Origin of the sequence: Streptomyces sp. NPDC058678 (genome assembly GCF_042714835.1) — a bacterium.
GTDB lineage: Bacteria > Actinomycetota > Actinomycetes > Streptomycetales > Streptomycetaceae > Streptomyces.
The window spans coordinates 104,705-131,122 of sequence record NZ_JBHXSG010000025.1 but is presented as its reverse complement, the minus strand read 5'-3'; the positions used below and the strand labels follow the sequence as shown (position 1 = coordinate 131,122).

The 26,418-nt window shown below is 70.2% G+C and carries 30 protein-coding genes; 13 read left to right on the top strand and 17 right to left on the bottom strand.

Features of this window, described 5'->3' with window-relative positions; translation table 11 throughout:
- Window positions 1-133 precede the first annotated feature (133 nt).
- Entirely contained in the window at window positions 134-1,357 is a 1,224-nt protein-coding gene (locus ACFWWR_RS23210; RefSeq protein ID WP_384305059.1) for an NADP-dependent malic enzyme, read from the bottom strand.
- A gap of 641 nt (window positions 1,358-1,998) precedes the next feature.
- On the opposite strand from ACFWWR_RS23210, the gene ACFWWR_RS23205 reads away from it, so the two are divergent.
- From ACFWWR_RS23205 to ACFWWR_RS23195, 3 genes are read left to right on the top strand one after another with little or no spacing between them, the layout of a single operon-like run.
- Window positions 1,999-2,961, top strand: a complete 963-nt coding sequence (locus ACFWWR_RS23205) for an ABC transporter substrate-binding protein (protein WP_383872283.1) — start codon at window positions 1,999-2,001, stop codon at window positions 2,959-2,961.
- A gap of 32 nt (window positions 2,962-2,993) precedes the next feature.
- Window positions 2,994-3,938 (top strand): amino acid ABC transporter permease, encoded by a 945-nt coding sequence (locus tag ACFWWR_RS23200; protein WP_383872286.1) that lies wholly within the window; start codon window positions 2,994-2,996, stop codon window positions 3,936-3,938.
- The gene (locus ACFWWR_RS23195) at window positions 3,935-4,696 is read left to right on the top strand and encodes an amino acid ABC transporter ATP-binding protein (protein WP_383872289.1); all 762 of its coding nucleotides are present in this window, start codon (window positions 3,935-3,937) and stop codon (window positions 4,694-4,696) included. Before ACFWWR_RS23200 ends, ACFWWR_RS23195 begins: the two co-directional genes overlap by 4 nt.
- Before the next feature lie 83 nt (window positions 4,697-4,779).
- Here the strand turns inward: ACFWWR_RS23195 and ACFWWR_RS23190 are convergent, their stop codons facing one another.
- Complete coding sequence (locus tag ACFWWR_RS23190; RefSeq protein WP_383872292.1) at window positions 4,780-5,550, bottom strand: class I SAM-dependent methyltransferase; 771 nt, start codon at window positions 5,548-5,550, stop codon at window positions 4,780-4,782.
- A 99-nt stretch (window positions 5,551-5,649) separates the two neighbouring features.
- On the opposite strand from ACFWWR_RS23190, the gene ACFWWR_RS23185 reads away from it, so the two are divergent.
- Window positions 5,650-6,279, top strand: a complete 630-nt coding sequence (locus ACFWWR_RS23185; protein ID WP_383872295.1) for a CGNR zinc finger domain-containing protein — start codon at window positions 5,650-5,652, stop codon at window positions 6,277-6,279.
- Here ACFWWR_RS23185 and sodX read toward each other — a convergent pair.
- Window positions 6,183-6,617 carry a nickel-type superoxide dismutase maturation protease gene (gene sodX, locus ACFWWR_RS23180; RefSeq protein ID WP_383872476.1) on the bottom strand — a complete coding sequence of 145 codons (435 nt, stop codon included), beginning with the start codon at window positions 6,615-6,617 and terminating at the stop codon, window positions 6,183-6,185. The two genes, ACFWWR_RS23185 and sodX, sit on opposite strands and share 97 nt — an antisense overlap.
- A 144-nt stretch (window positions 6,618-6,761) precedes the next feature.
- Between sodX and sodN the strand changes: the two genes are divergently transcribed.
- The gene (gene sodN / locus ACFWWR_RS23175) at window positions 6,762-7,157 is read left to right on the top strand and encodes a superoxide dismutase, Ni (RefSeq protein WP_030928916.1); all 396 of its coding nucleotides are present in this window, start codon (window positions 6,762-6,764) and stop codon (window positions 7,155-7,157) included.
- Window positions 7,158-7,332: 175 nt separating this feature from the next.
- On the opposite strand, the gene ACFWWR_RS23170 is transcribed toward sodN, so the two are convergent.
- The 4 genes from ACFWWR_RS23170 to ACFWWR_RS23155 form a co-directional block, all read right to left on the bottom strand.
- The gene (locus ACFWWR_RS23170; RefSeq protein ID WP_383872298.1) at window positions 7,333-7,557 is read right to left on the bottom strand and encodes a proprotein convertase P-domain-containing protein; all 225 of its coding nucleotides are present in this window, start codon (window positions 7,555-7,557) and stop codon (window positions 7,333-7,335) included.
- Between the two features lie 15 nt (window positions 7,558-7,572).
- The gene (locus ACFWWR_RS23165) at window positions 7,573-7,734 is read right to left on the bottom strand and encodes a hypothetical protein (RefSeq protein ID WP_383872301.1); all 162 of its coding nucleotides are present in this window, start codon (window positions 7,732-7,734) and stop codon (window positions 7,573-7,575) included.
- Window positions 7,735-8,158: 424 nt separating this feature from the next.
- On the bottom strand, window positions 8,159-8,962 hold the full coding sequence (locus ACFWWR_RS23160; RefSeq protein WP_383872304.1) for a phosphatidate cytidylyltransferase: 804 nt from the start codon (window positions 8,960-8,962) through the stop codon (window positions 8,159-8,161).
- Window positions 8,959-10,737, bottom strand: a complete 1,779-nt coding sequence (locus tag ACFWWR_RS23155; protein ID WP_383872306.1) for an aminotransferase class I/II-fold pyridoxal phosphate-dependent enzyme — start codon at window positions 10,735-10,737, stop codon at window positions 8,959-8,961. Before ACFWWR_RS23155 ends, ACFWWR_RS23160 begins: the two co-directional genes overlap by 4 nt.
- A 255-nt stretch (window positions 10,738-10,992) precedes the next feature.
- Between ACFWWR_RS23155 and ACFWWR_RS23150 the strand changes: the two genes are divergently transcribed.
- On the top strand, window positions 10,993-11,730 hold the full coding sequence (locus tag ACFWWR_RS23150) for a VOC family protein (protein WP_384305056.1): 738 nt from the start codon (window positions 10,993-10,995) through the stop codon (window positions 11,728-11,730).
- Here the strand turns inward: ACFWWR_RS23150 and ACFWWR_RS23145 are convergent.
- The 5 genes from ACFWWR_RS23145 to ACFWWR_RS23125 all read right to left on the bottom strand — a co-directional run bounded on the left by ACFWWR_RS23145 (window position 11,727) and on the right by ACFWWR_RS23125 (window position 14,690).
- Window positions 11,727-12,065, bottom strand: coding sequence for a DUF952 domain-containing protein (locus ACFWWR_RS23145; protein ID WP_383872311.1), 339 nt, complete (start codon window positions 12,063-12,065; stop codon window positions 11,727-11,729). The two genes, ACFWWR_RS23150 and ACFWWR_RS23145, sit on opposite strands and share 4 nt — an antisense overlap.
- Before the next feature lie 9 nt (window positions 12,066-12,074).
- The gene (locus ACFWWR_RS23140; RefSeq protein ID WP_384305054.1) at window positions 12,075-13,301 is read right to left on the bottom strand and encodes an RNA polymerase sigma factor; all 1,227 of its coding nucleotides are present in this window, start codon (window positions 13,299-13,301) and stop codon (window positions 12,075-12,077) included.
- 7 nt (window positions 13,302-13,308) lie between these two features.
- Window positions 13,309-13,722, bottom strand: coding sequence for a YciI family protein (locus tag ACFWWR_RS23135; protein ID WP_383872317.1), 414 nt, complete (start codon window positions 13,720-13,722; stop codon window positions 13,309-13,311).
- Between the two features lie 132 nt (window positions 13,723-13,854).
- Window positions 13,855-14,079: a hypothetical protein gene (locus tag ACFWWR_RS23130; RefSeq protein WP_383872320.1), complete on the bottom strand. Its 225-nt coding sequence runs from the start codon at window positions 14,077-14,079 to the stop codon at window positions 13,855-13,857.
- Between the two features lie 26 nt (window positions 14,080-14,105).
- On the bottom strand, window positions 14,106-14,690 hold the full coding sequence (locus ACFWWR_RS23125) for a dihydrofolate reductase family protein (protein WP_383872325.1): 585 nt from the start codon (window positions 14,688-14,690) through the stop codon (window positions 14,106-14,108).
- Between the two features lie 125 nt (window positions 14,691-14,815).
- Between ACFWWR_RS23125 and ACFWWR_RS23120 the strand changes: the two genes are divergently transcribed.
- The gene (locus ACFWWR_RS23120; RefSeq protein ID WP_383872328.1) at window positions 14,816-15,406 is read left to right on the top strand and encodes a TetR/AcrR family transcriptional regulator; all 591 of its coding nucleotides are present in this window, start codon (window positions 14,816-14,818) and stop codon (window positions 15,404-15,406) included.
- A gap of 233 nt (window positions 15,407-15,639) precedes the next feature.
- Here the strand turns inward: ACFWWR_RS23120 and ACFWWR_RS23115 are convergent, their stop codons facing one another.
- The 3 genes from ACFWWR_RS23115 to ACFWWR_RS23105 all read right to left on the bottom strand — a co-directional run bounded on the left by ACFWWR_RS23115 (window position 15,640) and on the right by ACFWWR_RS23105 (window position 19,102).
- Complete coding sequence (locus ACFWWR_RS23115) at window positions 15,640-16,245, bottom strand: GNAT family N-acetyltransferase (RefSeq protein WP_383872331.1); 606 nt, start codon at window positions 16,243-16,245, stop codon at window positions 15,640-15,642.
- 256 nt (window positions 16,246-16,501) lie between these two features.
- Window positions 16,502-17,590, bottom strand: a complete 1,089-nt coding sequence (locus tag ACFWWR_RS23110) for a family 2 encapsulin nanocompartment cargo protein polyprenyl transferase (protein ID WP_383872334.1) — start codon at window positions 17,588-17,590, stop codon at window positions 16,502-16,504.
- Between the two features lie 105 nt (window positions 17,591-17,695).
- Window positions 17,696-19,102, bottom strand: a complete 1,407-nt coding sequence (locus ACFWWR_RS23105) for a family 2B encapsulin nanocompartment shell protein (protein ID WP_384305050.1) — start codon at window positions 19,100-19,102, stop codon at window positions 17,696-17,698.
- 312 nt (window positions 19,103-19,414) lie between these two features.
- Here ACFWWR_RS23105 and ACFWWR_RS23100 point away from each other — a divergent pair, with 312 nt between their 5' ends.
- Together ACFWWR_RS23100 and ACFWWR_RS23095 are read left to right on the top strand one after the other, a co-directional pair.
- Entirely contained in the window at window positions 19,415-20,038 is a 624-nt protein-coding gene (locus ACFWWR_RS23100) for an N-acetylmuramoyl-L-alanine amidase (RefSeq protein WP_383872341.1), read from the top strand.
- A 10-nt stretch (window positions 20,039-20,048) separates the two neighbouring features.
- A complete protein-coding gene (locus ACFWWR_RS23095) occupies window positions 20,049-20,960 on the top strand; it encodes a 1-aminocyclopropane-1-carboxylate deaminase/D-cysteine desulfhydrase (protein ID WP_383872344.1) in 912 nt (303 codons plus the stop codon).
- A 31-nt stretch (window positions 20,961-20,991) separates the two neighbouring features.
- Here the strand turns inward: ACFWWR_RS23095 and ACFWWR_RS23090 are convergent, their stop codons facing one another.
- The gene (locus ACFWWR_RS23090) at window positions 20,992-22,587 is read right to left on the bottom strand and encodes a Na+/H+ antiporter (protein WP_383872347.1); all 1,596 of its coding nucleotides are present in this window, start codon (window positions 22,585-22,587) and stop codon (window positions 20,992-20,994) included.
- Window positions 22,588-22,673: 86 nt separating this feature from the next.
- Here ACFWWR_RS23090 and ACFWWR_RS23085 point away from each other — a divergent pair, with 86 nt between their 5' ends.
- The 3 genes from ACFWWR_RS23085 to ACFWWR_RS23075 all read left to right on the top strand — a co-directional run bounded on the left by ACFWWR_RS23085 (window position 22,674) and on the right by ACFWWR_RS23075 (window position 24,707).
- Window positions 22,674-22,934: a UBP-type zinc finger domain-containing protein gene (locus ACFWWR_RS23085; RefSeq protein ID WP_383872350.1), complete on the top strand. Its 261-nt coding sequence runs from the start codon at window positions 22,674-22,676 to the stop codon at window positions 22,932-22,934.
- Between the two features lie 253 nt (window positions 22,935-23,187).
- Complete coding sequence (locus ACFWWR_RS23080) at window positions 23,188-23,601, top strand: anti-sigma regulatory factor (protein WP_366057168.1); 414 nt, start codon at window positions 23,188-23,190, stop codon at window positions 23,599-23,601.
- Window positions 23,598-24,707: an RNA polymerase sigma factor SigF gene (locus ACFWWR_RS23075; RefSeq protein WP_383872353.1), complete on the top strand. Its 1,110-nt coding sequence runs from the start codon at window positions 23,598-23,600 to the stop codon at window positions 24,705-24,707. Before ACFWWR_RS23080 ends, ACFWWR_RS23075 begins: the two co-directional genes overlap by 4 nt.
- A gap of 40 nt (window positions 24,708-24,747) precedes the next feature.
- Here the strand turns inward: ACFWWR_RS23075 and ACFWWR_RS23070 are convergent, their stop codons facing one another.
- Window positions 24,748-25,203 carry a hypothetical protein gene (locus ACFWWR_RS23070; RefSeq protein WP_383872355.1) on the bottom strand — a complete coding sequence of 152 codons (456 nt, stop codon included), beginning with the start codon at window positions 25,201-25,203 and terminating at the stop codon, window positions 24,748-24,750.
- A gap of 117 nt (window positions 25,204-25,320) precedes the next feature.
- Here ACFWWR_RS23070 and ACFWWR_RS23065 point away from each other — a divergent pair, with 117 nt between their 5' ends.
- Complete coding sequence (locus tag ACFWWR_RS23065; RefSeq protein WP_383872357.1) at window positions 25,321-26,289, top strand: diacylglycerol/lipid kinase family protein; 969 nt, start codon at window positions 25,321-25,323, stop codon at window positions 26,287-26,289.
- Window positions 26,290-26,418 lie beyond the last annotated feature (129 nt).

Here is a 26,418-nt window from a genome sequence, read left to right as displayed (position 1 = left end):
TGTTTATAAGAGACTGGCCCCGACCCCCAACCCACCCGAAGGCGCAACACGACCCCCCGAAGCCACCCGAACAGCCGGGCGCCCGGGTAAAAAAAGAATGGCCCCGCCCAAACGGGCGGGGCCACCACAGACCTCAGCGCCGAGCAACACCCTCCGCCCGCGCCGCCGCCACCACCGCGGCCGTCACCGCAGGCGCCACCCGCTCGTCGAACGGCGACGGAATCACGTAGTCCGCGGCAAGGTCGTCGCCGACCACCGACGCCAGCGCCTCGGCCGCCGCGATCTTCATGCCCTCGGTGATCCGGGAGGCCCGCACCTGCAGCGCCCCCGCGAAGATGCCGGGGAACGCCAGCACGTTGTTGATCTGGTTCGGGAAGTCCGACCGCCCGGTGGCCACGACGGCCGCGTACTTGTGCGCGACATCGGGGTGGACCTCGGGGTTCGGGTTGGCCATGGCGAAGACGAAGGCACCCTCAGCCATGGAGGCCACCGCCGGCTCCGGCACCGTACCGCCGGAAACCCCGATGAAGACGTCGGCGCCTTCCAGCGCGGCCTCCAGCGACCCGGTGATGCCCGCCTTGTTCGTGAAGCCGGCCAGCTCCCGCTTGACCGAGGTCAGGTCGTCACGGTCGCCCGACACGATCCCCTTGCGGTCCGCGACCGCCACGTCCCCGATACCGGCCTCGACCAGCATCTTCGCGATGGCGACACCGGCCGCACCGGCGCCCGAGATGACGGCCCGCAGCTCACCGATCCCCCGACCGGTCAGCTTCGCCGCGTTCCGGAGCGCCGCCAGCGTGACGACCGCCGTACCGTGCTGGTCGTCGTGGAAGACCGGGATGTCCAGCTGCTCCTGGAGCTTGCGCTCGATCTCGAAGCACCGCGGTGCGGAGATGTCCTCCAGGTTGATGCCGCCGAACGACGGCGAGAGCCGGACCACGGTCTCGACGATCTCGTCCACGCCCGTGCAGTTCAGGGCGATCGGCACGGCGTCCACACCGCCGAACTGCTTGAACAGGATCGCCTTGCCCTCCATCACCGGGAGGGATGCCTCGGGACCGATGTCACCGAGTCCGAGCACCGCCGTACCGTCCGTCACGACGGCGACGACGGACGACTTCCACGTGTAGTCGTGGACGAGATCGGGCTGCTCGGCGATCGCGCTGCACACTTTCGCGACGCCGGGCGTGTACGCCAGGGACAGGTCGTCCTTGTCGCGGACCGGCACGGTGGCCTGCACGGCCATCTTGCCGCCGCGGTGCAGCGCGAACGCCGGATCGAAGGAATCGAAGGGCTCCGCCCCGCCCTCCTGGTCCGTACTGCTGTCGCTGCGAGGATTGACGATCTCCGCTGCCACTTTGTCTTACCCCTTAGGTCTTCATGGTTTGAGGGTGGCCACTCCTGGTTGAGAAGTGGGCGGGCACCGCGCACGGCCCTGGTGGTGCTGCACCCGCACGGGGTACGTACGAGCCATACGCGACGGGCGCGCCGCACACGCGCCCTGAGCCCCGGATGAGGGGTGTAAAGAACCTTCTTACCGGACGGGCCGCCCGCCGACGAGTCCAATACGTGCAAGGTCACATGGCGGAGCGAGATCATGCCCTTACCGGTGACATGAATCATGGGACATACCGACCCAAGCTCTCAAGATCGGCTTGACGGGCGTTCGAGCGTCGCTCAACGCGCGCCGACCTGCACCGGGCCGACGTCCGCATCCCGGGATATGCCGAAGATCTTGCGGCCGGAAGGGAGGATTCCCGTAGATGGTGCGGTCGTGATGTACCGACCTGGTGCGGTTCGGGGGTCGCCCGTTATCCGATTTTGACATGGCTGGGTCCCTGAAGGCCTTGGTCCGAATGGCAAGATGCCGTTATCACACGAGGTCGCGACACTCGAAGACGTGTGCTCTCGTCGACCCAGGACCCAAGGCACCTGCCGAACCCATCAGCAGTTGTCCGCCCCAACGGCAACTCCACCCATCCGCCGGAGGAACCCACAATGACCGCAAGCTCCACCCGTCGTACGACCGCCGCGCACTCCCGGCTAGCAGCGGTCGGTGCGATCGCGGTCGCAGGCGCTCTGCTGCTCACCGGCTGCGGTGACCAGACCGAGGACAGCGGCTCGGGCAGCACCGACACCACCTCGGCGAGCGCGGCCCCGCTGGCCGACAAGCTCCCGAAGGCGATCCGTGACGCGGGCGTCATCAAGGTCGGTTCCGACATCGCCTACGCTCCGGTCGAGTTCAAGGACAGCGCCGGCAAGACCGTCGGCATCGACCCCGACGTCGCGGCCGCCATGGGCAAGCAGCTCGGCGTGACGTTCAAGTTCGAGAACGGCACCTTCGACACCCTCATCACGGGTCTGCGCTCGGACCGGTACGACATCGCCATGTCCGCGATGACCGACACCAAGGACCGCCAGGAGGGTGTCGACTCGGACACCGGCAAGAAGGTCGGCGAGGGCGTCGACTTCGTGGACTACTTCACCGCCGGTGTCTCGATCTACACCAAGAAGGGCGACGACCAGGGCATCAAGACCTGGTCCGACCTGTGCGGCAAGAAGATCGTGGTGCAGCGCGGCACGGTCTCCGAGGACCTGGCCAAGTCCGAGGCGAAGAAGTGCACCGGCGGCAAGACGATCTCCATCCAGGCCTTCGACAACGACCAGCAGGCCCAGACCCGCCTGCGCGCGGGCGGCGCCGACGCCGGTTCCTCCGACTTCCCCGTCGCCGCGTACGCCGTGAAGACCTCCGGTGGCGGCAACGACTTCCAGCTCGTCGGCGAGCAGGTCGAGGCCGCCCCGTACGGCATCGCGGTCGCCAAGGACAGCACCCAGCTGCGGGACGCCCTGAAGGCCGCGCTGGACGCGATCATCGCGAACGGCGAGTACGAGAAGATCATCACGAAGTGGGGCGTCGCCGACGGCGCCGTCAAGGAAGCCACCATCAACGGCGGCAAGTGACCGCGGCCCGCGGGCACTGAAAGGCAACACCCGTGACTGTTGACATCGACAAGACGGGCGGGCCGGCGGACACTCCGCCGGCCGGCCCGCAGGCCATCAAGGCCATCCCGGTCCGGCACTACGGGCGGTACGTGTCCGCCGTGGTCGCCCTCGCTGTGCTGGCCGGCATCGTCTACGCGTTCTCCCAGGGCAGGATCAACTGGGGGGCCATCCCGGACTACTTCTTCAACGACCGCATCCTCGGCGGCGTGGGCAAGACGCTCATGCTCACGGTGCTGTGCATGCTGATCGGCGTCGTCGGCGGCATCCTGCTGGCCGTGATGCGCCTGTCGAAGAACCCGGTCACCTCGTCCATCGCGTGGTTCTACATCTGGTTCTTCCGCGGTACCCCGGTCCTGGTCCAGCTGATCGTCTGGTTCAACCTGGGCCTGGTCTTCGAGTACATCAACCTCGGGCCGTTCTACAAGAACGAGTGGTCCGACTTCATGACCCCGTTCCTGACGGCGCTGCTGGGCCTCGGCCTCAACGAGGCCGCGTACATGGCGGAGATCTGCCGGGCCGGTCTGCTCTCGGTCGACGAGGGCCAGACCGAGGCGTCGCACGCGCTGGGCATGAGCCACGGCAAGACGCTGCGCAGGATCGTCGTCCCGCAGGCGATGCGCGTGATCGTGCCGCCCACGGGCAACGAGGTCATCAACATGCTGAAGACGACCTCGCTGGTGTCCGTGGTCCAGTACTCGGAGCTGCTCCGCGTCGCCCAGGACATCGGGCAGACCTCCGGCGCCCCGGCCGAGATGCTGTTCCTCGCCGCGGCCTGGTACCTGGTGCTGACCTCGATCTTCAGTGTCGGGCAGTACTACCTGGAGCGGTACTACGCTCGCGGTTCCAGCCGCAGCCTGCCGGCCACGCCGTTCCAGAAGATCAGGGCGAACCTGCTGTCCCTGTCGAACCGTTCCTCGGCGGGAGGTACCGCATGACCGCCATGGTGAAGGCCGAGGGCGTCCACAAGTCCTTCGGTCTGGTCGAGGTCCTCAAGGGCATCGACCTGGAAGTGAGGTCCGGCGAGGTCTTCTGCCTCATCGGCCCCTCCGGCTCCGGCAAGTCGACCTTCCTCAGGTGCATCAACCACCTGGAGAAGATCAACGCGGGCCGCCTGTACGTCGACGGCGACCTGGTCGGCTACCGCCAGAAGGGCGACAAGCTGTACGAGCTGAAGGACAGCGAGGTCTCGGTCAAGCGCCGGGACATCGGCATGGTCTTCCAGCGCTTCAACCTGTTCCCGCACATGACCGCCGTCGAGAACATCATGGAGGCGCCGGTCCAGGTCAAGGGCGTGAGCAGGGCAGAGGCACGGGAGCGCGCGCAGCAGCTGCTCGACCGCGTCGGCCTGGCCGACAAGGCCGGCAGCTACCCCTCGCAGCTCTCCGGCGGCCAGCAGCAGCGCGTGGCGATCGCCCGTGCGCTGGCGATGGACCCGAAGCTGATGCTCTTCGACGAGCCGACCTCGGCGCTCGACCCGGAGCTGGTCGGTGACGTCCTGGACGTCATGCGCGACCTCGCCGAGTCCGGCATGACGATGATCGTCGTCACCCACGAGATGGGCTTCGCCCGGGAGGTCGGCGACAGCCTGGTCTTCATGGACGACGGCGTGGTGGTGGAGTCCGGCAACCCGCGGGACGTCCTGGCGAACCCGCAGCACGAGCGGACGCAGTCGTTCCTGTCGAAGGTGCTGTAGCAGTCGCAAGGCGAAGGGGCGGTACGGGAATCCCGTACCGCCCCTTTCCGTACATTCAGGCGCTACGCCAAAGCCCTCTGCCGCTACTTCACGGCGAGCAGCAGCGTGTCCGACGGCGAGCACCACACCGGACGCGCCTCCCCGAAGCCCTTCTCGCGCAGCACGCGCGCGTGCCACGCGGCGGACGGCATGTCGCCGTCGGCATGGTCGCCGTAGATCTCGAAGCGCCGGGCGGTGGGCCCGGCGAGGACGGGGTCCTTGGCGGCGACCTGCCACCACTCGGACCAGTCGAGGGCGCCGTCGGTCTTGGCCTGTTCCATGGCCGCGTGCCGCTGCGCGCGCTCGGCCGCGTTGATCCGGGGCGTGGTGTCGTCGATCATGTGGTCCGCGTTCATGAAGACACCGCCGTCGCGGACGAGTTCCGCGACCTGACCGTAGAGGGCCGCGAGGGGGTCGCTGTGCAGCCAGTGCAGGGCCGTGGCGGTCAGGACGGCGTCGTACGAGTCGTACGGCAGCCTGGCGGGCCAGTCGGGGTCCTTGAGGTCGGCGGTGACGAACGTGACCCGCTCGTCGCCCGCGAAGGTGCCCTCGGCGATGGCGAGGAGCGCCGGGTCGAGGTCGACGCCGGTGCTGGTGGCCTGCGGGAACCGGGCGAGGAGTCTGGCCGTGATACTTCCCGTGCCGCACGCGAGGTCCAGGACCCGCGGGGTGGTGCCGACGAGGGCCTCGACCATGTCGAGCATGATCCGGAAGCGTTCCTCCCGGTCGGGCATGTACCACTCCTGCTGCCGGTCCCAGCTCTGCTGCCAGGCCTGCCAGTCGGTACCGGCAGTGGTGGTCTCCGTGTCCGCCATCGAGCCCCTCCTTCGCGTACGTGACGTAATACCCTGGATGCACGATCGTCTGTTACTCGACCGCACCACGACCCTAGAACGCCTCCGTAAGGACTACAAGTGGAACTGGCCTATTACTCGGATTACGCCGTGCGTCTCGTCAACAGCGAGGAACCGGCCCGGGGCAAGGACGCGCTGACCTCGGTCGAGGCGATCCACGACCTTTTCGGCGGCAACGAGGGGGTGGCCCGCCGTGCCACGGACGCGGACGTCACACGTTTCCGGGGCGTACGGGCGAGGCTCCGGGCGGTCTTCGAGGCGGCGGACACGGGCAACGAGACCCTGGCGGTGGACCTGCTGAACTCACTGCTGCTGGAGTTCCCGGTGAGCCCGCAGATCTCCGGCCACGACTACCGGGACGACGAGGGCCGCCCGCTGTGGCACATGCACCTGGCGGACCACCCGTCGAACGCGACCGCGGGCTACGCGGCCATCGCCGCGATGGGCCTCGCCTTCCATCTCACGGAGTACGGCGTCGACCGTCTCGGCCTGTGCGAGGCCGCCCCGTGCCGCAACGCCTACCTCGACACGTCCACGAACCGCTCCCGGCGCTACTGCTCCGACCGCTGCGCGACGCGCGCCAACGTGGCGGCCTACCGCGCCCGCAAGCGCCTGGAGGCCGACCGGTCGGAGAAGACGGGCCTCGCCGCCGACAGCGCCCAGCGCACCGCTGCGAACGGCGAACACTGATCCGGCCGGCGCGGCCGGTAGCGGAAGCGGACCTTGCCGAGCACCAGCTCGTCGGGCACGGTCCCGTAGTCGGTGCTGTCGCCGCCGGCGTACGCGTTGTCCCCGAGCACCCACCAGCCGCCCTCGCGCCGCTGCACGGCCCGCTTGACGACGAGCAGGTCCTGCTGGAACGGATGACGCAGGACGACCACGTCGCCGGGCCTGATCCGGGCACCCCACTGGACGACGAGCTGATCCCCGTGACTGAGCGTGGGCACCATGGACGGCCCGGTCACCTCGGCCAGCCCAAACGGCAGTACGGCACCCCCGCGTTCGGTCTCCTGCGACAGCTCCGGCATCCCCGGCACCTCCCCGGTCCGTTCCTCCACCAGTCTCAGTCTGACCCCGGACTTTTGTCCTAAGCCCATGGGGGCACTCGCGAAATCCCTTCTCTCGGGGAGTAATGTCGCACCTGAGAAGACGATCACGAGGAAGGATTGCGCATGCTTTCCCGCCTGTTTGCCCCCAAGGTCAAGGTCAGCGCCCACTGCGACCTGCCCTGCGGCGTGTACGACCCGGCCCAGGCCCGCATCGAGGCGGAGTCGGTCAAGGCTGTCCAGGAAAAGATGGCCGGCAACGACGACCCGCACTTCCAGGCGCGCGCCACCGTCATCAAGGAGCAGCGTGCCGAGCTCGCGAAGCACCACGTCTCCGTGCTGTGGAGCGACTACTTCAAGCCCCCGCACTTCGAGAAGTACCCGGAGCTGCACCAGCTGGTCAACGACGCCCTGAAGGCCCTCTCGGCCGCAAAGGGTTCGACCGACCCGGCCACGGGTCAGAAGGCCCTGGACTACATCGCCCAGATCGACAAGATCTTCTGGGAGACCAAGAAGGCCTGATCTCCGATCATGCCGCTTGACCTGCGATGCCCTTGGTCGCCTGGTCCCCTTGACCGCACCCGGTCCGCAGGACGCCGAGAAAGGCGTCCCTGACGGTCCGGGTGCGGTCTTGTTCGGCCCGGCGGGCGACAGCCCCATCCGCTCTTCTGCCAGCGGCAGTTGAGGGTGCGCCGGTTCACTGTCGGCCGGGGGAGAACCTGGCGACGAAGTCGTTGACCGTGCCGGGGTCGCCGGTGCCCACGTCGTCGACCCGGAGCTTCCACCAGCCGTTGACCGGCAGGTCGGTCGCGTCGACCGTGTGGATCTTCTTGATGGCGCCGCCCGCTCCGGGTGCGCCGTTCACCTTGAAAAGGCGCTGGGAGCCGTCCGGCGCGATCAGGGCGATCCCGCTCCCACTCATCCCCGTACGGGAGTTTCAGGATGGACCCTTGGTGCGCCCGGTGCCCGGAGAACGTGTCCGGCGGCGGGAGGCGGCGAGGTGGAACAGCGGCCACGGGGCGGCGAGACCCAGGGCGCAGAGCGCGAGGGTGAGTCCGCCGCCCGACATCACCACCACCCAGACGATCCAGGCGGTCACGGCAGCCAGGGTGAGAGCGATGCCCCACAGGACGGCTCTGACTCCCAGCCGGGCAGCTCTGAACGCACCTGACGCGACCAGGCCTTGCTCTCTTTTGTCAAGTTTTGCCACGTTTTGATCATAGCGACCCACTGTCAGGTTGCGATCACACTCCAAGTGACCGGGGAGACAACGACTTGGAGCCTCGGCGTCCGCGCCACTGGCGCGAGCTGCGGTCTCGCGAGCGACGGGCGACGATGCGGGGGTTCGCGGCGTAGGCGCGGCGCAGTCCGCAGTCGGGCCGCGCGGCGCACACGGTACGCGTACTCAACCTCAATCCGCCCTGCATTAAAGCCGATTGACGGATTTCGCCGCAGCAAGCAAGCGGATCCTCTACCTCCCTTTGTTGGCCCTCGCCACGGCAGTCGCTCAGCGCGGACGAGGGTCAGCGCAACACGAGCAGGACGGCCAGCGCGATGAGCAGCGAGTCGATCCGGTCCAGCAGACCGCCGGAGCCGGCCAGCCAACTGCCGGAGTCCTTCGCCTGCGCCCCTCTTTTGATCATGGATTCGAGAAGGTCTCCGACCGGGCCGCCGACCGCCACCGCCACCGCCATCTGCCAGCTCAGCGCGGACAGCACGGCGAGCACGCCGAGGCCGGCCGCGGCCCCGGCCAGGGTCCCACTCCACCGCTTGGCCGGTGACAGGGGCGACAGCCGCGGCCCGCCGAACCCCTGACCGGCGAAGTACGCCACGATGTCGGCGATCGAGACCGCGACGAACAGCGCGAGCGCGCTCGCCCCGAGTGGCACGAGTGCGGCCGTCACACTCAGCCAGGCCAGCCCGAGCAGACCGGCGCCGAGCCGGTGCAGGCCGTGGTCGGCGTCGCCGGCCAGGAGCGGCACCGCGGCCACCGCGAGCGCCCCGATCGCGACCGAACGAAACACCTCTCCGGGCGCCAACCAGGCGGTCAGCACCACGCCTGCCACCGCCGCGGCCAGCACCGCCCGGTCCGACCGGCCCAGCCGCATCAGCCCGCCGAACTCCATCACGGCGATCACCCCGACCACGAGGGCGACGGCCGCGGCACCCGGGCGACCCCACCAGAACGCACCGGTGACCAGTGGCACTCCGACGGCCCAGGCGCACCACCGGATCAGCAGCTCGCGACGCCGGGACACCGCCACCCCGATGCCGCCCAGCGCCAGCGCGCCACCAAGGTAGGGCGCCAGGGAAGCCACGGTGATCACCGGGCGGATCCCGCGGCGGAAACGCGCTCGGACCGGGAAACGAGCGAGGCCGAAGACGGCCGCAGTGCGTCCAGGGCGGCCTGGAAGGCGGCCACGATGCGCGTGTTCTCGGCGGTGTCCTTGACCGCGGTGCGCACCGTGCGCCCCTGGTACGCCGACGACAACGGCGACAGGTCGCGCAGGTAGACGTCGTTTCGGCGGCACTCGTTCACCACTTGTGCGGCACTCGGCCCGCCGGTCGGCAGGGTCACGGTGAGGAAGTTCGCCACGCCCTCGTCGACCACCAAGGCCTCGTCCAGCCCGGCCAGGTCGGCGGCCAGCTGTCGGCGCAGCGCGTGGGTGCGAAGCCGGCGGTCGCTGTAGTACGCCGGGTCGCGCAGGGCTGCCACCGCGGCCAGCTGCGCCGGAAGGCTGACCGGCCAGGGCGGGGTCCAACGGCGTAGCCGCGCCGCGGTGTCCGGCTCGGCCACCAGGTAGGCCGCTCGCATTCCGGACAGCGCGTACATCTTGGACAGTGAGGTGCAGACCACCACTCGCGGGTCCGTCGTGGCGAGGCCGGCGAGTGACTCGGTCAGGTCGACATAGCCCAGGTAGGCCTCGTCGATCCACCAGCGGGTTCGGGCCGGCGCGGCTTCGATCACCGAGCGCAGCTCCGCGGCCGGCGCGTGGCGTCCGGTCGGGTTGTTGGGGTTGACCACCACCACGAGGTCGTAGCGGCCGGAGCCGACTGCGGCGGACAACCGGGCCGGATCGATCCGCCAGCCGTCTTCGCGGCGCAACCGGAACCGGTCCACGTGGCACCCGATGACTCGCTCCGTGACGTGGGCGTACTCGCCGTATCCCGGGTCCATCAGCAGCACCCTGCTCTCCGGGGTCAGCCACTGGCCGAACGCCCTGAAGATCAGGTCGGACGAACCGGCGCCGACCGCGAGTGTCCGAACCGGAAGCGCCCGGGCCGCGGCGATCTCCGCCAGCAGGCCTTCGGCGCCGGTCGGCGGTGAGGTCCGGGCGGCCCAGGCCGGATCCTCCGCCAGCGCCGCCCGCACTCCGGGGGCCGGCGGGAACCAGGCATCCAGCACGTCGGCCGCGACCACCTCGAGGCGTCGGTGCAGGGTACGGAAGTCCGTGCCGATGGCGTGGAACGAGGCGCCACCGTGTTCGCAGCCGTCCGGCCGGGGTGCGAACGGCATGTCCAGCCGCCAGTCCACCTGGGACCGCAGACGCTCCGTCGTGGTGCGGTGACGGTCCATCGTGATCCTCGTCAGCTCGGTCACGCTGCCGGTGAGTACCTCGAAGGTCAGCGCACCGCTGTGGACGGTACGGCCGACCGGGCGCAGGCCGGCGGCCAGGTACATGTCGAGCAGTTCGGTGCGCCCCATCGCCACGACCCGGCGACCACCGCGGGCCGCGATCCAGCGCAGCGCCGCGTACATCAGCAGCGGTGCCGCCGCGGAGGCCCGCCAGCGCGGCTCGACGGTGAGGATGCGCACCTCGAACAGATCGTCCTCGCCCAGCAGCGGCAGCTCGTCGCGGGTCAGGTACTTGTCCAGCCCGTACCGCCCCAGCCAGGGCGGGGTCAGGCTGACGAAGCCGATCCGGGTGGCGCCCCGCGCCGCGACCAGATAGACGTTCTCGCCGTCCAGCCCGTCACGCAGCCGCCCGGACGGATCCGGCACATGCTGGCCCAACTCCTCTGCGTACACCCGATGACGTAGTTCGTGGATCCACTCGACATCCTCCGGACTGGCAGCGCGCAGCTGCAGTTCACGACCCATAGGAACCTCTTCCGTGGCGGGGTGGATTGCAGCATGGGGAACGCGGATCGGCCGCGCCAGAGCCGCACGACACACTCGATCCGGGTACGTGTACTCAGGCGCGGTCGTTCCTCATGTGCTCCGTCAGAGAGGTTGGTTGCGGCCGATCAACGAACCTGACGCTCAGTCAGTCACTCCGTCAGCCACTCGACGAGTCGGCACATTCCCGACAGAAATTCGGGCGGGCACCGCGTCTCCCCCGCCTACGATCACCGCATGAGCATCCGCTGGACGTACGCCTTCATCGACCGGCCCGCCCAGGGCCTCGGCCGGGCCCAGGAGTTCTGGACGGCCGTCACGGACACGCGGCTGTCCGAACCCCGGGGTGATCAGGGCGAGTTCGCGACCCTCGTGCCGGACGGCACCGACGCCTGCGTGAAGATCCAGGGCGTCGCGGAGGGCTCCGGCGGTGCGCATCTCGACTTCGCCGTGGACGACGTGGCCGAGTTCGTGGAGTCGGCGGTGGCGTGCGGGGCGGCCATGGTGGCCGAGCACGAGGGGTGGGCCGTACTGCGGTCGCCCGCGGGCCAGCTGTTCTGTGCCGTTCCGTGGCACGGGGAGGCGATGCGGCCGCCGGTGGTGCGGGGCGGTCGGCTCGACCAGGTGTGTGTCGACGTCCCGCCGTCCGCGTACGACACCGAGGTCGCCTTCTGGGGCGCGCTGCTGCCGGACTGGCAGTCCCTGCCCGGCTCGCTCCCCGAGTTCCACGTGGTCAAGCCGCCGCCCGGGCTGCCGGTCCGCGTCCTCCTCCAGCGCCTCGGCGAGGAACGGCCCCTGACCGCCCACCTGGACCTGGCCTGCGCGGACATCGCGGCGACGGCGGCCGAGCACCGGCGGCTCGGGGCGGAAATCGTCTCCCACGGTCGACACTGGACGGTCATGCGCGACCCTGCGGGCGGCACGTACTGCCTGACGGGCCGCGATCCGGAGACGGGCGGACCGGCGCGGCCCTAGCTGGTGCGCCACACCTCCACGTCGACCACGGCCGCCACCGGGATGGGCCCGTACACGTGCGGGAACTCCTCGGCGCCGGGCTCCGGTGCCTCGTACTTCAGCTCGGCGTCGAGCCGCTCGGGGTCGACGACGAGGACGACCAGGTCGTCGGGGCCGTCGTAGGAGCCGTACAGAAAGGCGGCCACCTGCGGGAGTTGGGCACGGGTCGAGCAGTGGATGAAGCCCTCCTCCTGGAGGGTGCGGCCGCGGGTGGAGAGCTCGTACGTGCCTCGCGCGCGGGCCGCTTCCCACAGGGAGCGCTCGGTGAGGTGAAGGATGGGCGTCGAGGTGGTCATGAAATCAAACTACGGCCTCAGGCGGGCCGCCCGGGCCTGCAGATAGCGCTGCTCCGGCAGGCTCAGGGTCTTGGCGGCGGCCGACTCGTAGGCGGCGCGGGCGTCGCCGTACGAGCCGGCGCGTTCCAGGAGGTGGCCCCGGACCGCGTCCAGACGGTGGCCCGTGCGCAACTCGTCCTCCAAAGCGTCCAGTTCGGCGAGTCCGGCCTGCGGGCCCCGGACCATGGCGACGGCGATCGCGCGGCCCAGCCGTTCGACGGGACCGGGGAGGAGGCGCACGAGGACGTCGTAGAGGCCGAGGATCTCCCGCCAGTCGGTCGCCTCAGCGGTCGGCGCCTCGTCGTGCACCGCGGCGATGGCGGCCCGTACCTGGTAGGGGCCGGCGGGCCCGTGGCTCAGGGCGCGGGTGACCAGGGCGACGCCCTCCTCGATCGCGGCCCTGTCCCAGCGGTCGCGGTCCTGTTCGTCGAGGGGGATCAGCTCGCCGTGCGGTCCGGTGCGGGCGTCGCGGCGGGCGTCGGTGAGCAGCATCAGGGCCAGCAGACCGGCCGTCTCGCCGTCGTCGGTGAGGAGGCGGTGCACCGTGCGGGTCAGGCGGATCGCCTCGCCGGCGAGGTCGCGCCGCTGGAGGACGGGTCCGGAGGTCGCCGTGTGGCCCTCGTTGAAGATCAGGTAGAGGGTCTGCAGGACCGCGGGCAGGCGCTCGGCCCAGTTGTCCGGCCGCCCGAAGCGCACGCCCCGCACCTTCTGCTTGGCGCGGCTGATGCGCTGGGCCATGGTCGCCTCCGGGACCAGGTACGCGCGGGCGATCTCGGCCGTCGTGAGACCGCCGACCGCGCGCAGGGTCAGCGCGATCTGCGCGGACGGGGGCAGATCCGGGTGGCAGCACAGGAAGAGGAGGGAGAGGGTGTCGTCCTCCCGGGGCGCCCGGTCCCCGTCCCCGTCCCCCGTGACGAACGCGTCGCGCGGGGCCAGTGCCGCCGCCCGCTCCTCCCGTGCCCGCCGCGCCCGCTCCGCCCGCAGGGCGTCGGTCAGCCGCCGCGAGGCCACCTTGATGAGCCATCCGCGCGGGTTGTCCGGAGGCCCCGCCGAGGGCCACTGCCCGGCCGCCGCGAGGAGTGCCTCCTGTACGGCGTCCTCGGCGGCGTCGAAATGGCCGTACCGCCTGACCAGCGCGCCGAGGACCTGCGGCGCGTGGCGGCGCAGCAGGTCCTCGGTCTCGCGGTCGGCTCGCACGGTCGGGTCAGACGTCCCCGGCGCCGTCCATGATGGGCCGGATCACCACCGGGTAGTTCGGGGCCCCGTCCGGCTGGGGACAGCGGGTGACACGCTCGGCGATCTCCGTGACCCGCTCAAGGCTCGCGCACTCCAGGACCCAGTAGCCGGCCATCAGCTCCTTGGTCTCGCTGTACGGGCCGTCGGTGATCACGGCCTTGCCGTCGTCGCCGAGCGTGACCGTGCGGGCCCGCGCGGGCTCGGCCAGGCCCTGCCCGTCGATGAACTCGCCGGTCTCGGACAGGTCGTCGTTGATCGCTCCCATGTAGGCGTACATCGCCTCGATCTGCTGCGGGTTCCAGGCCGGGGAGTCCGGGGACGCCTTGCCGCGCATCGCCTCGTAGTCCGCCTGCGTGCCCTGCACCATGACCAGGTACTTCATGAGTCCGCTCCTTCACGTCTTCGGCGTCTTCGCCTCGGGCCGCCCGTGGTGGGCGGCGCTCACAGGGGACGTCGGAGCCGGTCGGGGGTTCTCGACAACCCGGCTCGACTTTTCTGCTTCGGCCGGCTCGGCTCAGGGCTTCTTCGGGGTGGCGGGGTTGGTGGCGGGGGTGCGGTGCTTGTGCTTCTCGTCGGCCGCGGCCTCATCCGCGGCCTTGTCGACGTACGCCTCGCACTTCGGGTTGCGGCACGGGCCCGAAACCCATACCGGAACCCACGCGCCCAGCGTCTTGTGGCGCCGGACGACTGTATCGACGGGCTGTCCGCAGGCGGGACAGGCAGGTGCGTCGCTGTCCATGCCTTCAGAGTAGGGCGAGCGGGCCGTCAGCGCTTCCTGCTGTACGTCCGCACGACCGCCCCGTTCTTGAAGGTGCGCGCCTCGCCGAGCTCGAAGTCGGTGACCGCGAAGCCGGACCCGAACATCGGCATGCCGGTGCCCAGCACGATCGGGTACGTCTTGATGACCAGCTCGTCGATCTCGTCGAGCAGTTCGCCCGCGAGCACCGAGCCGCCGCACAGGTAGATGCCGAGTCCGCCGTCCTCCGCTTTGAGTTCGCGCACCTTGGCGACCAGGTCCTCCGCGACGATCTCGACGTGCGGGTCCGGCGACTCCTTCAGGGTGCGCGAGGCGACGTACTCGCGCAGGTGGGCGTACGGGCTGGTGAGGCCGTCCTTGAGCGCGATGTCGTAGCTGGCGCGGCCCTGGATGATCGTGTCGAACTTCTGGTTCGGCCGGTCGTCGATGCCGATGGCCCGGCGGCCGGGGGTCGCCACGGTCTCCGGATACTCGGTGCAGAGGAACTCGAGGAACTCCTCGTCCACGAAGCGGTACATCGTCGACGCGTCGCCGCCCGGGTCTCCGATGAACCCGTCGATGGAGCAGGCGATGAAGTAGGTGAGCTTTCGCAAGCCGGTCTCTTTTCGTAGGCTGCCGGTAGAACCACTTCGATTGAAGTACTTTAGTTGTAGTACTTCTTTTGTAGTGGTTGCAAGGGGATTCCGGGCACGAGATCAAGTGGGAGAGGGGATTCCGTATGGCCAGTAATCCGGAGCGCCGGGCCGCGCTCGTGGACGCGGGTGTCGAGGTGCTCGCACGCGAGGGGGCGCGCGGGCTGACGTTCCGCGCGGTGGACACGGAGGCCGGGGTGCCGGTGGGCACGGCCTCCAACTACTTCACCGGCCGCGACGACCTGCTGCGGCAGATCGACGTCCGGTTGCACGAGCGGCTCGCGCCCGACCCCGCGAAACTCGCCGACCTGATGACAAGACCGAAGGACCGCCTGCTGGTCGCCGCCTTCATGCACGACCTGATGACCCGCGCGACCCGCGACCGCACCGGCTATCTCGCCCTGCTGGAGATGCGCCTCGAAGCCACCCGCCGCCCCGAACTGCGCGCCTCCTACACGAAGTCGATGCGCGACGACCTGGAGTACGGCATGCGGTTCCACCGCGAGGCCGGGCTCCCCGGCGGCGACGAAACCGTCACCGTGCTCTACCTCGCGATGCTCGGCCTCCTCCTGGAGCACCTCACCCTGCCGGGCGTCCTGGACGGCGTACTGCCGGGGGTGAGCGTGCCGGAGGGGCTGGTGGAGCGGATCGTGGCGACGGTGGTGCCGGAGGGGTAGGTAGGCCGGCGGGCTGGGAGGGCTGGTCAGCGAGCCGGAGGGGGTGGGCCGTCGGACCGAAAGGGCCGGCCAGACAGCCGCAGCGGGTGGGCCGACAGGCCGAAACGGCGAGTCAGCCAGCCGCGCCCGGTGGACCGACAGGCCGAAACGGCGAGCCAGCCAGCCGCAGGGAAGTAGGCCGACAGGCCGGAAAACGGCGAGTCAGCCAGCCGGAAAAGTGGTCCGCTGCCAGTTCAGGTGCGCGGCTCGCGCCACATCGGCCACATCTGCGGGCCTTCCGGCAGGTCGAGGGGGCGGTCGGCGAGTTCGAAGCCGAGACGCTCGTACAGCTTGCGGCTGCGGGCGTTGCTTGCCTCCAGGTAGGCGGGCAGGCCCTCGCGGTCGCAGCGGTCGAGCACCGGGGCGATGAGCGCGGTGCCGAGGCCCTCGCCCTGGCGCTCGGGGGCCACGCCGATCATCCACAGGTAGGCGTGGGCGCGGTCCGAGGGGTGGACGTCGGCGGTGAGCCGGCCGATGAGTTCGACGCGCTCGTTCCCGGGGTCGACGGCGGCGCGCACTCGGGCGGGGCCGTCGTCCTCCTCGGTGTCCTGACCGTGGCCGTCCGCCGCCGGAACGGACAGCCACAAAGCGCAGGCCGTGCCGTCCTCGGTGACGTCGACGCGCCCCTCGCCGAGCACGATGTCGGTGAACGCGGCCATCAGCTTGTGGTGCGTCGTACGGCGGTACTCGTCGCCGGGGAACACCCAGCGGCTGACCGGATCGTCCTGGAAGGCCGCGTCCAGCAGCCGGACGACCAGCTCACGGTCGCCTGCGCTCGCCGTCCGGATCGCCACGCCCATGCTCTCGCCCCTTCGCGTCAACGGACCTTGATCGTAAGGCCGTTGGGCTTGTGGACGGGCGTGAACGGGCCATCGGTACGAGCGAACCGGCGAGGCCCGCACACCGTGGGGATGTGCGGGACCCGCCCGAACCGGAGCCGTCGGCAGCCGCGCGGGGTCAGGACCGCGCGGCCCCGGTGGCTCCGGGGTTCTGGTGACGAGCTGAGGCGGTGTTCGACGTGGTGTGACGGGGTTGGATGACGGGGGCCCGCTGGCCTCAGTTGCTGCGCCGCGTCACGAACTCCGCCAGTGCCAGCAACCCGCCCGCCGCCTCCGGGTCGGAGACCGCGCGGGCCAGTTCCTGCATGGCCCTGGCCATCCGGTCGGCGGCCTGGACCTGCGCCCAGTCACGCCCGCCCGCCCGCTCCACCGCGAGAACCGTCCGCTCCAGGTCGCCTTCCTCGAACGGAGCGCCGTACAACTCGGCCAGTTCTTCCGCCGCCGGTGTGCCGGAGGTGAGCGCGGCGACCACCGGGAGCGACTTCTTGCGAGCGACGAGGTCCGCGCCGACCGGCTTGCCGGTGCTGCGCGGGTCGCCCCATATGCCGATCACGTCGTCGATGAGCTGGAAGGCGAGCCCGGCCTCACGGCCGAACGCGTCCAGCGCCTCGACATCCTCCTCCTCCGCACCCGCGTACAGCGCGCCCAACGCGCAGGCACACCCGAGCAGCGCCCCCGTCTTGGCCTCCGCCATGGCGAGCACTTCGTCGAGGGTGACCTCACCCGGCCCTCGCAGCTCCATGGCCGTGTCCGCGTGCTGGCCGGCGCACAGCTCGACGACACAGTCCGCGAGCCGGGCGGCGGCCCGCGCGGACGCCGGATGCGGATCCTGGGCGAGCAGCCGCAGGGCGAGTGCCTGAAGAGCGTCCCCGGCGAGGATCGCGTCGGCGTCGCCGAACACGGTCCATGCGGTGGGCCGGTGTCGCCGGGTGACGTCCCGGTCCATCACGTCGTCGTGCAGCAGTGTGAAGTTGTGGACCAGTTCCACCGCGGCGGCCGCCCGCACGGCCGCCATCCGCGCCCCCGGTCCGCCGAGCGCGGCGGCCGCGGTGAGGACGAGCGCGGGACGAATCGCCTTGCCGGCATTGCCGCCTGCCGGGGTGCCGTCCGCGTGCTCCCAGCCGAAGTGGTAGAGCGCGACCCGGCGCATGGAGCCGGGCAGCGACTCAAGGGCGGCGCGCAGCGCGGGGTCGACCGAGCTCCGGGCACGCTCCAGGATCACCCCCGCCTCCTGCCCGTCGAGCGGACGGGTCCCGGTGGGGTGTGCGCCGGCGCTCTGCTTGGTGTCCGTCATGAACTCGGCCATGGGGTCCCCCTCGGAGAGCGGTGGCGCTTCCGCTGTGGCTGGGCGCATACGACCGGGATGTACCCGCCCCGAAGGGCGGGGACACGGCGTTCAGGTGCGCGGACGTCACCTCCAGCGGCCGATCTCGACGTTCTCCAGGACGCCGAGCGCGTCCGGCACCAGGACCGCGGCCGAGTAGTAGGCCGTCACCAGGTACTTGATGATCGCCTGCTCATTGATGCCCATGAAGCGCACGGACAGGCTGGGCTCGATCTCGTCCGGGATGCCGGCCTGCTGAAGGCCGATGACGCCCTGCTCGGCCTCGCCGGTACGCATGGCGATGATCGAGGTCGTGCGGGCCTCGGTGACCGGGATCTTGTTGCACGGGTAGATCGGCACCCCGCGCCAGGTGGGAATCCGGTTGCCGGCCACCTCGATGGTCTCCGGGACCAGTCCGCGCTTGTTGAGCTCACGCCCGATCGCGGAGATCGCGCGCGGGTGGGCGAGCAGCAGCTTGGTGCCGCGCCGCCTGCTGAGCAGCTCGTCCAGGTCGTCGGGGCCGGGCACGCCGTCGTGCGGCTGGAGGCGCTGGTCGTACTCGCAGTTGTGCAGCAGCCCGAACTGCCGGTTGTTGACGAGCTCGTGCTCCTGGCGCTCCTTCAGTGCCTCGACCGTCAGCCGGATCTGCTGCTCGGTCTGGTTCATCGGCTGGTTGTAGAGGTCGGCCACGCGCGAGTGGATGCGCAGTACGGTCTGGGCGATGCTCAGTTCGTACTCGCGGGGCCTGGCCTCGTAGTCGACGAAGGTGTGCGGGATGTCCGGTTCGCCGTCGTGACCCGCCGCGAGGTCGATCTCCTTCTCGCCGAACTTGTTGGTTCGCTGCGAGGGGATCGCGCGCTGCTCCTGGAGGTGTCCGCCCAGCGACTCGGAGCGCTCCGCGACCTGCTCGACATGCTGGCGGGGCAGCACGAGCACCGTGCAGGCGGTGACCGCCCGGGCCGTGTACTCCCAGATGGAGTCCGGGTCGAGGAGTCCCTGGTCGCCGAAGTACGCGCCGTCGGCGAGGACTCCGAGGACCGCGTCGTCGCCGTACGGGCCGGTGCCGACCTTCTCCACCCGGCCGTGCGCCAGCAGGAAGACCTCGTCCGCCTGGCTGCCGAACTCGGCGATCACGTCACCGGGGTTGAACTCGCGCTGCTCGCAGCGCCGGGCGAGCTCGGTGAGCACGTCCTCGTCCTCGTACGACCGCAAGGGGGGCAGTTCGCGCAACTCGTCGGGGATCACCTCTACGCGGTCCCCGGTCTTCACGAACGTGACCCGGCCGTCCCCCACGGCATAGGTCAGTCGCCGGTTCACCCGATACGTACCGCCCTGCACATTGACCCAGGGCAGTGTGCGCAGCAGCCAGCGGGAGCTGATCTCCTGCATCTGTGGTGCGGACTTGGTGGTGGTGGCCAGGTTCCGCGCGGCCGCCGTGCCGAGGCTCTGCTGCGGCCTGTCCTGCTCGGTGCGGACCTCTTCGCCTACCGACATAAGGAATTGCCCTCCCGGTTTGCCCGGCGCTGATCTGCGCCGCGCTCGATCTGCACGCACAAGGCTTCCATCACGGGCCGCTCCGGTGCTATTACACGAAAGAGCGGGAATGGATCACCGGTCCACTGGGCACATAGGGGAATCCTGTCCAGCGCCCCGTTTCGACGGCGGTTTCACGTCAGCGGAAGAATGTTGTCCGGATCGGCTCGCACGCTGTGCGAGCGAGTAGTCCGGCCCCTCCGCTTCCGGTACAAGCAAGCGGTACGAGACGGCCGCGCACGGCGGCCGGCGCGCAGCGCGAAGGAGGCGGCCATGGCCTCACCCATGTCCGCGGGCGGTTTCCTGGCCGGTCTGAGGGCGGAGGGCCTCACCGTCGTCGAGGTCGGCGACTGGGAGCACCATAATCGCAACCACAAGGGCCCCTGGGGCCCCGTCCACGGCGTGATGATCCACCACACCGTGACCAAGGGCAGTGAGCGGACGGTACGACTGTGCCGGGACGGCTACGAGGACCTCCCCGGTCCGCTGTGCCACGGCGTCATCACCAAGGACGGCACCGTCCACCTCGTCGGCTACGGCCGCGCCAACCACGCCGGTCTCGGCGACGACGACGTCCTGCGCGCGGTGATCGCCGAGAAGGCCCTCCCCCGGGACAACGAGGCCAACACCGACGGCAACCGCCACTTCTACGGTTTCGAGTGCGAGAACCTCGGCGACGGCCGGGACCCGTGGCCCGAGGCCCAACTCGACGCGATCGAGAGAGCGGCCGCCGCGATCTGCCGCCACCACGGCTGGACGGAACGATCGGTCATCGGCCACCTGGAGTGGCAGCCGGGGAAGGTCGATCCCCGTGGTTTCACGATGGCGTCGATGCGGAAGCGGGTCCGGGACCGCCTGAAGCGACCCGCCGTGCCGGACGGCATCGCCGGGTGCTGACAATAGTGCTGTGACCAGCCCGGACATACCCGACCTAGCCGACCTCCGCCCCCGGCTCCCGTCGCCGTTGCAGGAGGTCTCCGACGACCGCTTCACCCGCCGGGGCGTCCGTCTGCTGCTCAAGCGCGACGACCTGATCCACCCGGAACTCGTCGGAAACAAGTGGCGCAAACTGGCCCCCAACCTCACCGCCGCGGCCGGACGCACGGTCGTCACCTTCGGCGGCGCGTACTCCAACCACCTACGCGCCACGGCCGCCGCGGGCCGCCTCCTCGGCCTGCCCACCATCGGCATCGTGCGCGGCCAGGAACTGACCGACCGCCCCCTCAACCCGTCCCTGGCCCGGTGCGCGGCAGACGGCATGCGGCTGCACTTCGTCGACAGAGCGATGTATCGACGCAAGAGTGAGCCGGGACTCCTGGCGGCGCTGTTGCGGGCGGTCGGCGCCGAAGACGCGTACGTCGTCCCGGAGGGCGGCAGCAACGCGCCCGCCGTACGTGGGTGCCGGACGCTCGGCGAGGAGTTGCGGGGGCGGGCCGACGTGGTCGCGCTCGCCTGCGGCACGGGCGGCACGCTGGCGGGCCTCGCCGCGGGACTGGAGCCCGGGCAGCGGGCACTGGGAATCCCCGTACTGAAGGGCGGCTTCCTGACGGCCGAGATAGAGGGCCTCCAGAAGCAGGCCTTCGGCGGGCGACGCGGCGACTGGGCCCTCGAGGACCGCTTCCATTTCGGGGGTTACGGCCGGACGACCTCCGCCCTCGATGCTTTCGCCGAGGACTTCGAGGGGCGGCACGGGGTGGCGGTCGAGCGTCTCTATGTCGCCAAGTTGCTGTACGGGCTTGTCGTGTCGGTGGAGGAAGGGGCGTTCGAGGAGGGCAGTGCGGTGGCCGCGGTGGTGACCGGCGCCCCGTTCACCGGGTGACTGGCCAGGCCTCCGGCACGGTACAAAATCCTCACGCCGCCTCCCGAAAGGCCGCGGCCTCCTCGAGGTCCAGCCTGCGCAGCAGTGTCCGCAGCATCTCGTCGTCGATGTGGCGGCCGTCGCGCAGCCTGACGAAGATCGCGCGCTCGGCGCTGATCATCTCCCGGGACAGGCGGCGGTAGGTGTCGTCGACGGTTTCGCCGGTGAGGGGGTTGACCTGGCCGAGGCGTTCCCAGACGGCGTTGCGGCGGCGCTCCAGGACGCTGCGGAGACGGTCTGCGAGGGGCGGTGGGAGCGCGTTGCGCTCGTCGGAGAGGAGTTCTTCCAGGCGGCGCTCGGCGGCCCGGGAGGCCTGCGCCTGGGCGTTCGCCTCCGCGAGCGTCTCGGCCTGGGCGTCCCGGCCGGGCAGCTTCAGGAGGCGGACCAGCGTGGGCAGGGTCAGGCCCTGGAGGACCAGCGTGCCGATGACCGTGGTGAAGGTCAGGAACAGGATGAGGTTGCGCTCGGGGAAGGGTTCGCCGCCGTGCATGGTCATCGGGATAGAGAAGGCGATGGCCAGGGAGACCACGCCTCTCATGCCGGCCCAGGCGATGACGAAGGGCCCCTTCCAGGTGGGATTCGGTTCGCGTTCCCTGATGCGGGCCGACAGTCGGCGGGGCAGGAAGGTCGCCGGGTACACCCACACGAACCGGGACACGACGACGACGAGGAAGAGGAGGACCGCGTACCAGGCGGCGCGGCCGCCCTCGTACTCCCCGAGACCCTTGAGGATCACCGGCAGCTGCAGTCCGATCAGGGCGAACACGGCGGACTCCAGGACGAACGCGACCATCTTCCAGACGGCCTCCTCCTGCAGACGGGTCGCGAAGTCGACCTCCCACGCGCGGTGGCCGAGGTAGAGCGCGACGGTCACGACCGCGAGGACACCGGACGCGTGGACCTGTTCGGCGGCCGCGTACGCGACGAACGGGATCAGCAGGGAGAGCGTGTTCTGCAGCAGCGCCTCCTTGAGGTGGGTGCGAAGCCAGTGGAGCGGCACCATGAGCACGAGGCCGAAGCCGACGCCGCCGACCGCGGCGAGCAGGAACTCGCCGATCCCGCCGGCCCAGGTGGCGCCCTCGCCGACCGCCGCCGCGAGGGCCACCCGGTAGGCGGTGATCGCGGTGGCGTCGTTCACCAGGGACTCGCCCTGGAGGATCGTGGTGATCCGGGAGGGCAGCCCGACCCGGCGTGCGACCGCCGTGGCCGCGACCGCGTCCGGCGGCGCCACCACCGCGCCCAGCACCAGCGCGGCGGTCAGCGGCAGGTCCGGCACGATCAGGTAGGCGGCCCAGCCCACGGCGAAGGTCGCGAAGAGGACGTACCCGACCGACAGCAGCGCGACGGGCCTCAGTTGTGCGCGCAGATCGAGGTACGAGCTGTCGGTGGCGGCCGTGTACAGCAGCGGGGGCAAGATGAGCGGCAGGACGACATGCGGGTCGAGGGTGTACTCCGGGACCCCTGGGACGTAGGAGATCACGAGCCCGGCGGCGACCAGCAGCAGCGGTGCCGGCACCGGGGTCCGCCGGGCCGCCGCGGCGATCATGGCGCTGCCCGCCACCAGCAACAGCAGGGGCATCACGTCCATGGTCCTCGCCCACCCTTGTTCATCGTCGTTCGCCCACCCTCGGTTTTCCGCGCGATCAGCCGCGCGCCCGTCGTAACCTGGCAATCATGAAACAGTGCACGCACGCCGACGCGCTGCCGGTCCCGGAGCCCGGGCCGCTGAGCGACACCTGCCTGGAGTGTCTGGCGACCGGCACCCATCCGGTGCAGCTTCGGCTGTGCCTGACCTGCGGCCACGTCGGCTGCTGCGACTCCTCGCCGGGACGGCATGCGACAGAGCATTACAAAGACTCGGGACACCCCATCATGCGGACCTTCGAGCCAGGTGAGGCGTGGCGCTGGTGCTTCGACGACCACGTGCTCGTATGACCCCCCGATCCGGACGGTTCGACCGTCTGACGTCTGGGTACGTCAACCCGGCGCGCGCTCTTTGCAATTGGGCCCGCGAACCCCCTAGCCACGGAGCGTGTTCGCGTGTTTACTATGAGTGACAGCAAGGGGTTGGGGTCCCGGGGACAGGAAAGCTGAGAGCGCGGTAGCGTCACCGCAGAACCACGTATCGCGTTACCCCCCGGGGGGCGACCCTCGGCCCCGAAATGCTTGTACCACCTTGGAGGTGAGGGTGTCCCAGATCGCAGGCGAGCCCGCGACCCAGGACTTCGTGGAAGTCCGGCTGCCGGCTGCGGGTGCCTACCTGTCGGTGCTGCGTACGGCCACCGCCGGCCTCGCGGCCCGTTTGGACTTCACCCTCGACGAGATCGAGGATCTGCGCATCGCGGTGGACGAGGCCTGCGCGATCCTGCTGCAGCAGGCCGTGCCCGGCTCCGTACTCAGTTGCGTCTTCCGGCTCATCGACGACTCGCTGGAGGTCACCGTCTCGGCGCCGACCACGGACGGTCACGCCCCGGCACGGGACACCTTCGCGTGGACCGTGCTGTCGGCTCTCGCGGGGAAGGTCTCGTCGGCCGTCGACGAGGACAAGACCGTTTCGATCAGCCTCTACAAACAGCGCGGCGCGGGACCCGGGCCGGCGTGAGGGACGGGGACGGGCCGGTGCGGGACGAAGAGCGCGGCACACGGGAGCTGCCGACCGCCGAAGACACGGGCGGCCCGAGCACATCCCGACGCATGACGGACGGCATCGACGGCATCCCCGAGCAGGCCCGGCCGCACCCTGAGGAGGACTCCTCGGAGACCGGCTTCTCGGACGACGGGCAGCGTGATCGGGAAGGTGCCGTACGGAGCGCGCCTCTGGACGGACGGATCGGGGTGTCCCCTGTCCGAGCGCAGGCGAGGGCTCGGGGAAGGGCTACGGGCGGGACGATGAGCGAGCACGAGCGAGACGACGAGAAGGCCCCGCAGCGCGTGCAGGCCACACGGCACGACCCTCAGGACCGCAGCGGGGCGCGCGCCCTGTTCGTGGAGCTGCGCACCCTGAAGGACGGCAGCCCGGAGTACGCGGAGCTGCGCAACCGGCTGGTCCGTATGCACCTGCCGCTCGTCGAGCACCTCGCGCGCCGCTTCCGCAACCGCGGCGAGCCGCTGGACGACCTCACCCAGGTCGCCACCATCGGCCTGATCAAGTCGGTCGACCGTTTCGACCCGGACCGCGGCGTGGAGTTCTCGACGTACGCGACTCCGACGGTCGTCGGCGAGATCAAGCGGCACTTCCGCGACAAGGGCTGGGCGGTGCGCGTCCCGCGCCGGCTCCAGGAGCTGCGGCTGGCGCTGACCACGGCCACGGCCGAGCTCTCCCAGCAGCACGGCCGCTCCCCGACGGTGCACGAGCTGGCCGAGAAGCTGGCCATCTCGGAGGAGGAGGTCCTGGAGGGCCTGGAGTCCGCCAACGCGTACTCCACGCTGTCCCTGGACGTCCCCGACACCGACGACGAGTCCCCCGCGGTCGCGGACACGCTGGGCGCGGAGGACGAGGCGCTGGAGGGCGTCGAGTACCGGGAGTCGCTCAAGCCGCTCCTCGAGGACCTGCCCCCGCGCGAGAAGCGGATCCTGTTGCTGCGGTTCTTCGGCAACATGACCCAGTCGCAGATCGCGCAGGAGGTCGGCATCTCACAGATGCACGTCTCCCGGCTGTTGGCCCGGACCCTGGCCCAGCTGCGGGAGAAGCTGCTGGTGGAGGAGTAACGCCTCAGGCGTAACGCGTCAGAGGTGACGCCGGTGGCAGTTACTTCTGTACGTTGCCGGGCCCCCGGATCCCGAGGGCCCGGGTCGTCTCCGCGTTGACGAGCAGGACCAGCGCGGTCACCGCCACCACCGCGAGCGCGATCCCCGCCGGAATCGCCACACTGTCGGCCTGGAGCAGGTTGTAGGCCACTGGCAGCGCCATGATCTGCGTGATGACGGCCGGCCCCCGGCTCCAGCTGCGCCGGGCGAGCAGCCCGCGCGCGGCGAGCAGCGGCAGCAGCGCGAGCACGATCAGGGTGATACCCCCGGTGACGGCCGACTGCCGGTCGTCCGGGTCCCCCGCGAAGCCCTCCACCAGCATCCAGACGCCGCCGACGGCCAGGGCGAGCCCCTCCAGTGCGGCCAGCGCCGCCGCGGCGGTCAGCCGGCCCGGGCGGGGCTCCGTGTCTCGGGCGGCTTCCGCGGCTCGGGGTGCGGGGTTCTGCTCAGCGCTCACCCCAGAAGGGTAGCCCTCGGGTCGTACGCCCCCCGTGGCGAGGTTCACGCCCGGAAGTCTTACTTGATCACTACCTCGCCCTGTGCCCGGTACCACCCAGTAGGTACGCTGCAACCCATGCGTGCACTTCTCGTGGTCAATCCGGCGGCAACCACCACAAGCGCACGTACGCGCGATGTCCTGATCCACGCGCTGGCGAGCGAGATGAAGCTCGAGGTGGTCACCACCGAGTACCGCGGCCATGCGCGCGACCTGGGCCGGCAGGCGGCGGAGAGCTCGGACGTCGACCTGGTCGTGGCCCTCGGCGGCGACGGCACGGTCAACGAGGTGGTCAACGGCCTCCTGCACGCCGGCCCGGATCCGGAGCGGCTGCCCGGCCTCGCGGTGGTCCCCGGCGGCTCGACGAACGTCTTCGCCCGCGCCCTGGGGCTGCCCAACGACGCCGTGGAGGCCACCGGCGCCCTGCTGGACGCCCTGCGCGAGGGCAGCGAACGCATGGTCGGCCTGGGTCTGACCTCCGGTACACCCGGCTCGGACGACGAGGCCGTGCCGTCCCGCTGGTTCACCTTCAACGCGGGTCTCGGCTTCGACGCCGGCGTGGTCGGGCGGGTCGAGCAGCAGCGCGAGCGCGGCAGGAGGTCCACCCACGCGCTCTACGTACGCCAGGCACTGCGCCAGTTCTTCGGCGAGGCGCACCGCCGGCACGGGACGATCACGCTGGAGCGGCCGGACGCGGAGCCGGTGACCGATCTGGTGCTGTCCATAGTCTCGAACACCTCTCCGTGGACCTTCCTGGGCAATCACCCGATGTACGCGTCACCTAAGGCCTCGTTCGATAAAGGTCTCGACGTACTCGGTCTCAGCCGCATGACGACGACCGCTGTAGCCCGGTATGGCACCCAGTTGCTCACTTCGTCCCCCGAGCGCGGACCGCACGGCAAGCACGCCTTTTCCCTGCACGACGCTGACCAGTTCACCTTGCATTCGAAGGTGCCGCTACCCCTCCAGATGGACGGCGACCACCTCGGACTGCGAACGAGCGTGACGTTCACAGGCGTACGCCGTGCACTGCGTGTGATTGTGTGAGCAGAAGAGGCGAAAGTCCTTTCACTCGAACGTTTAGACCAGGGTCCACCCCATGGAAGTACGGCTGTGACCTAGTCGACACCGAGGAATCAAAAAAAACTTTCCGGTAGGGGTTGTATCCGCCGCTGA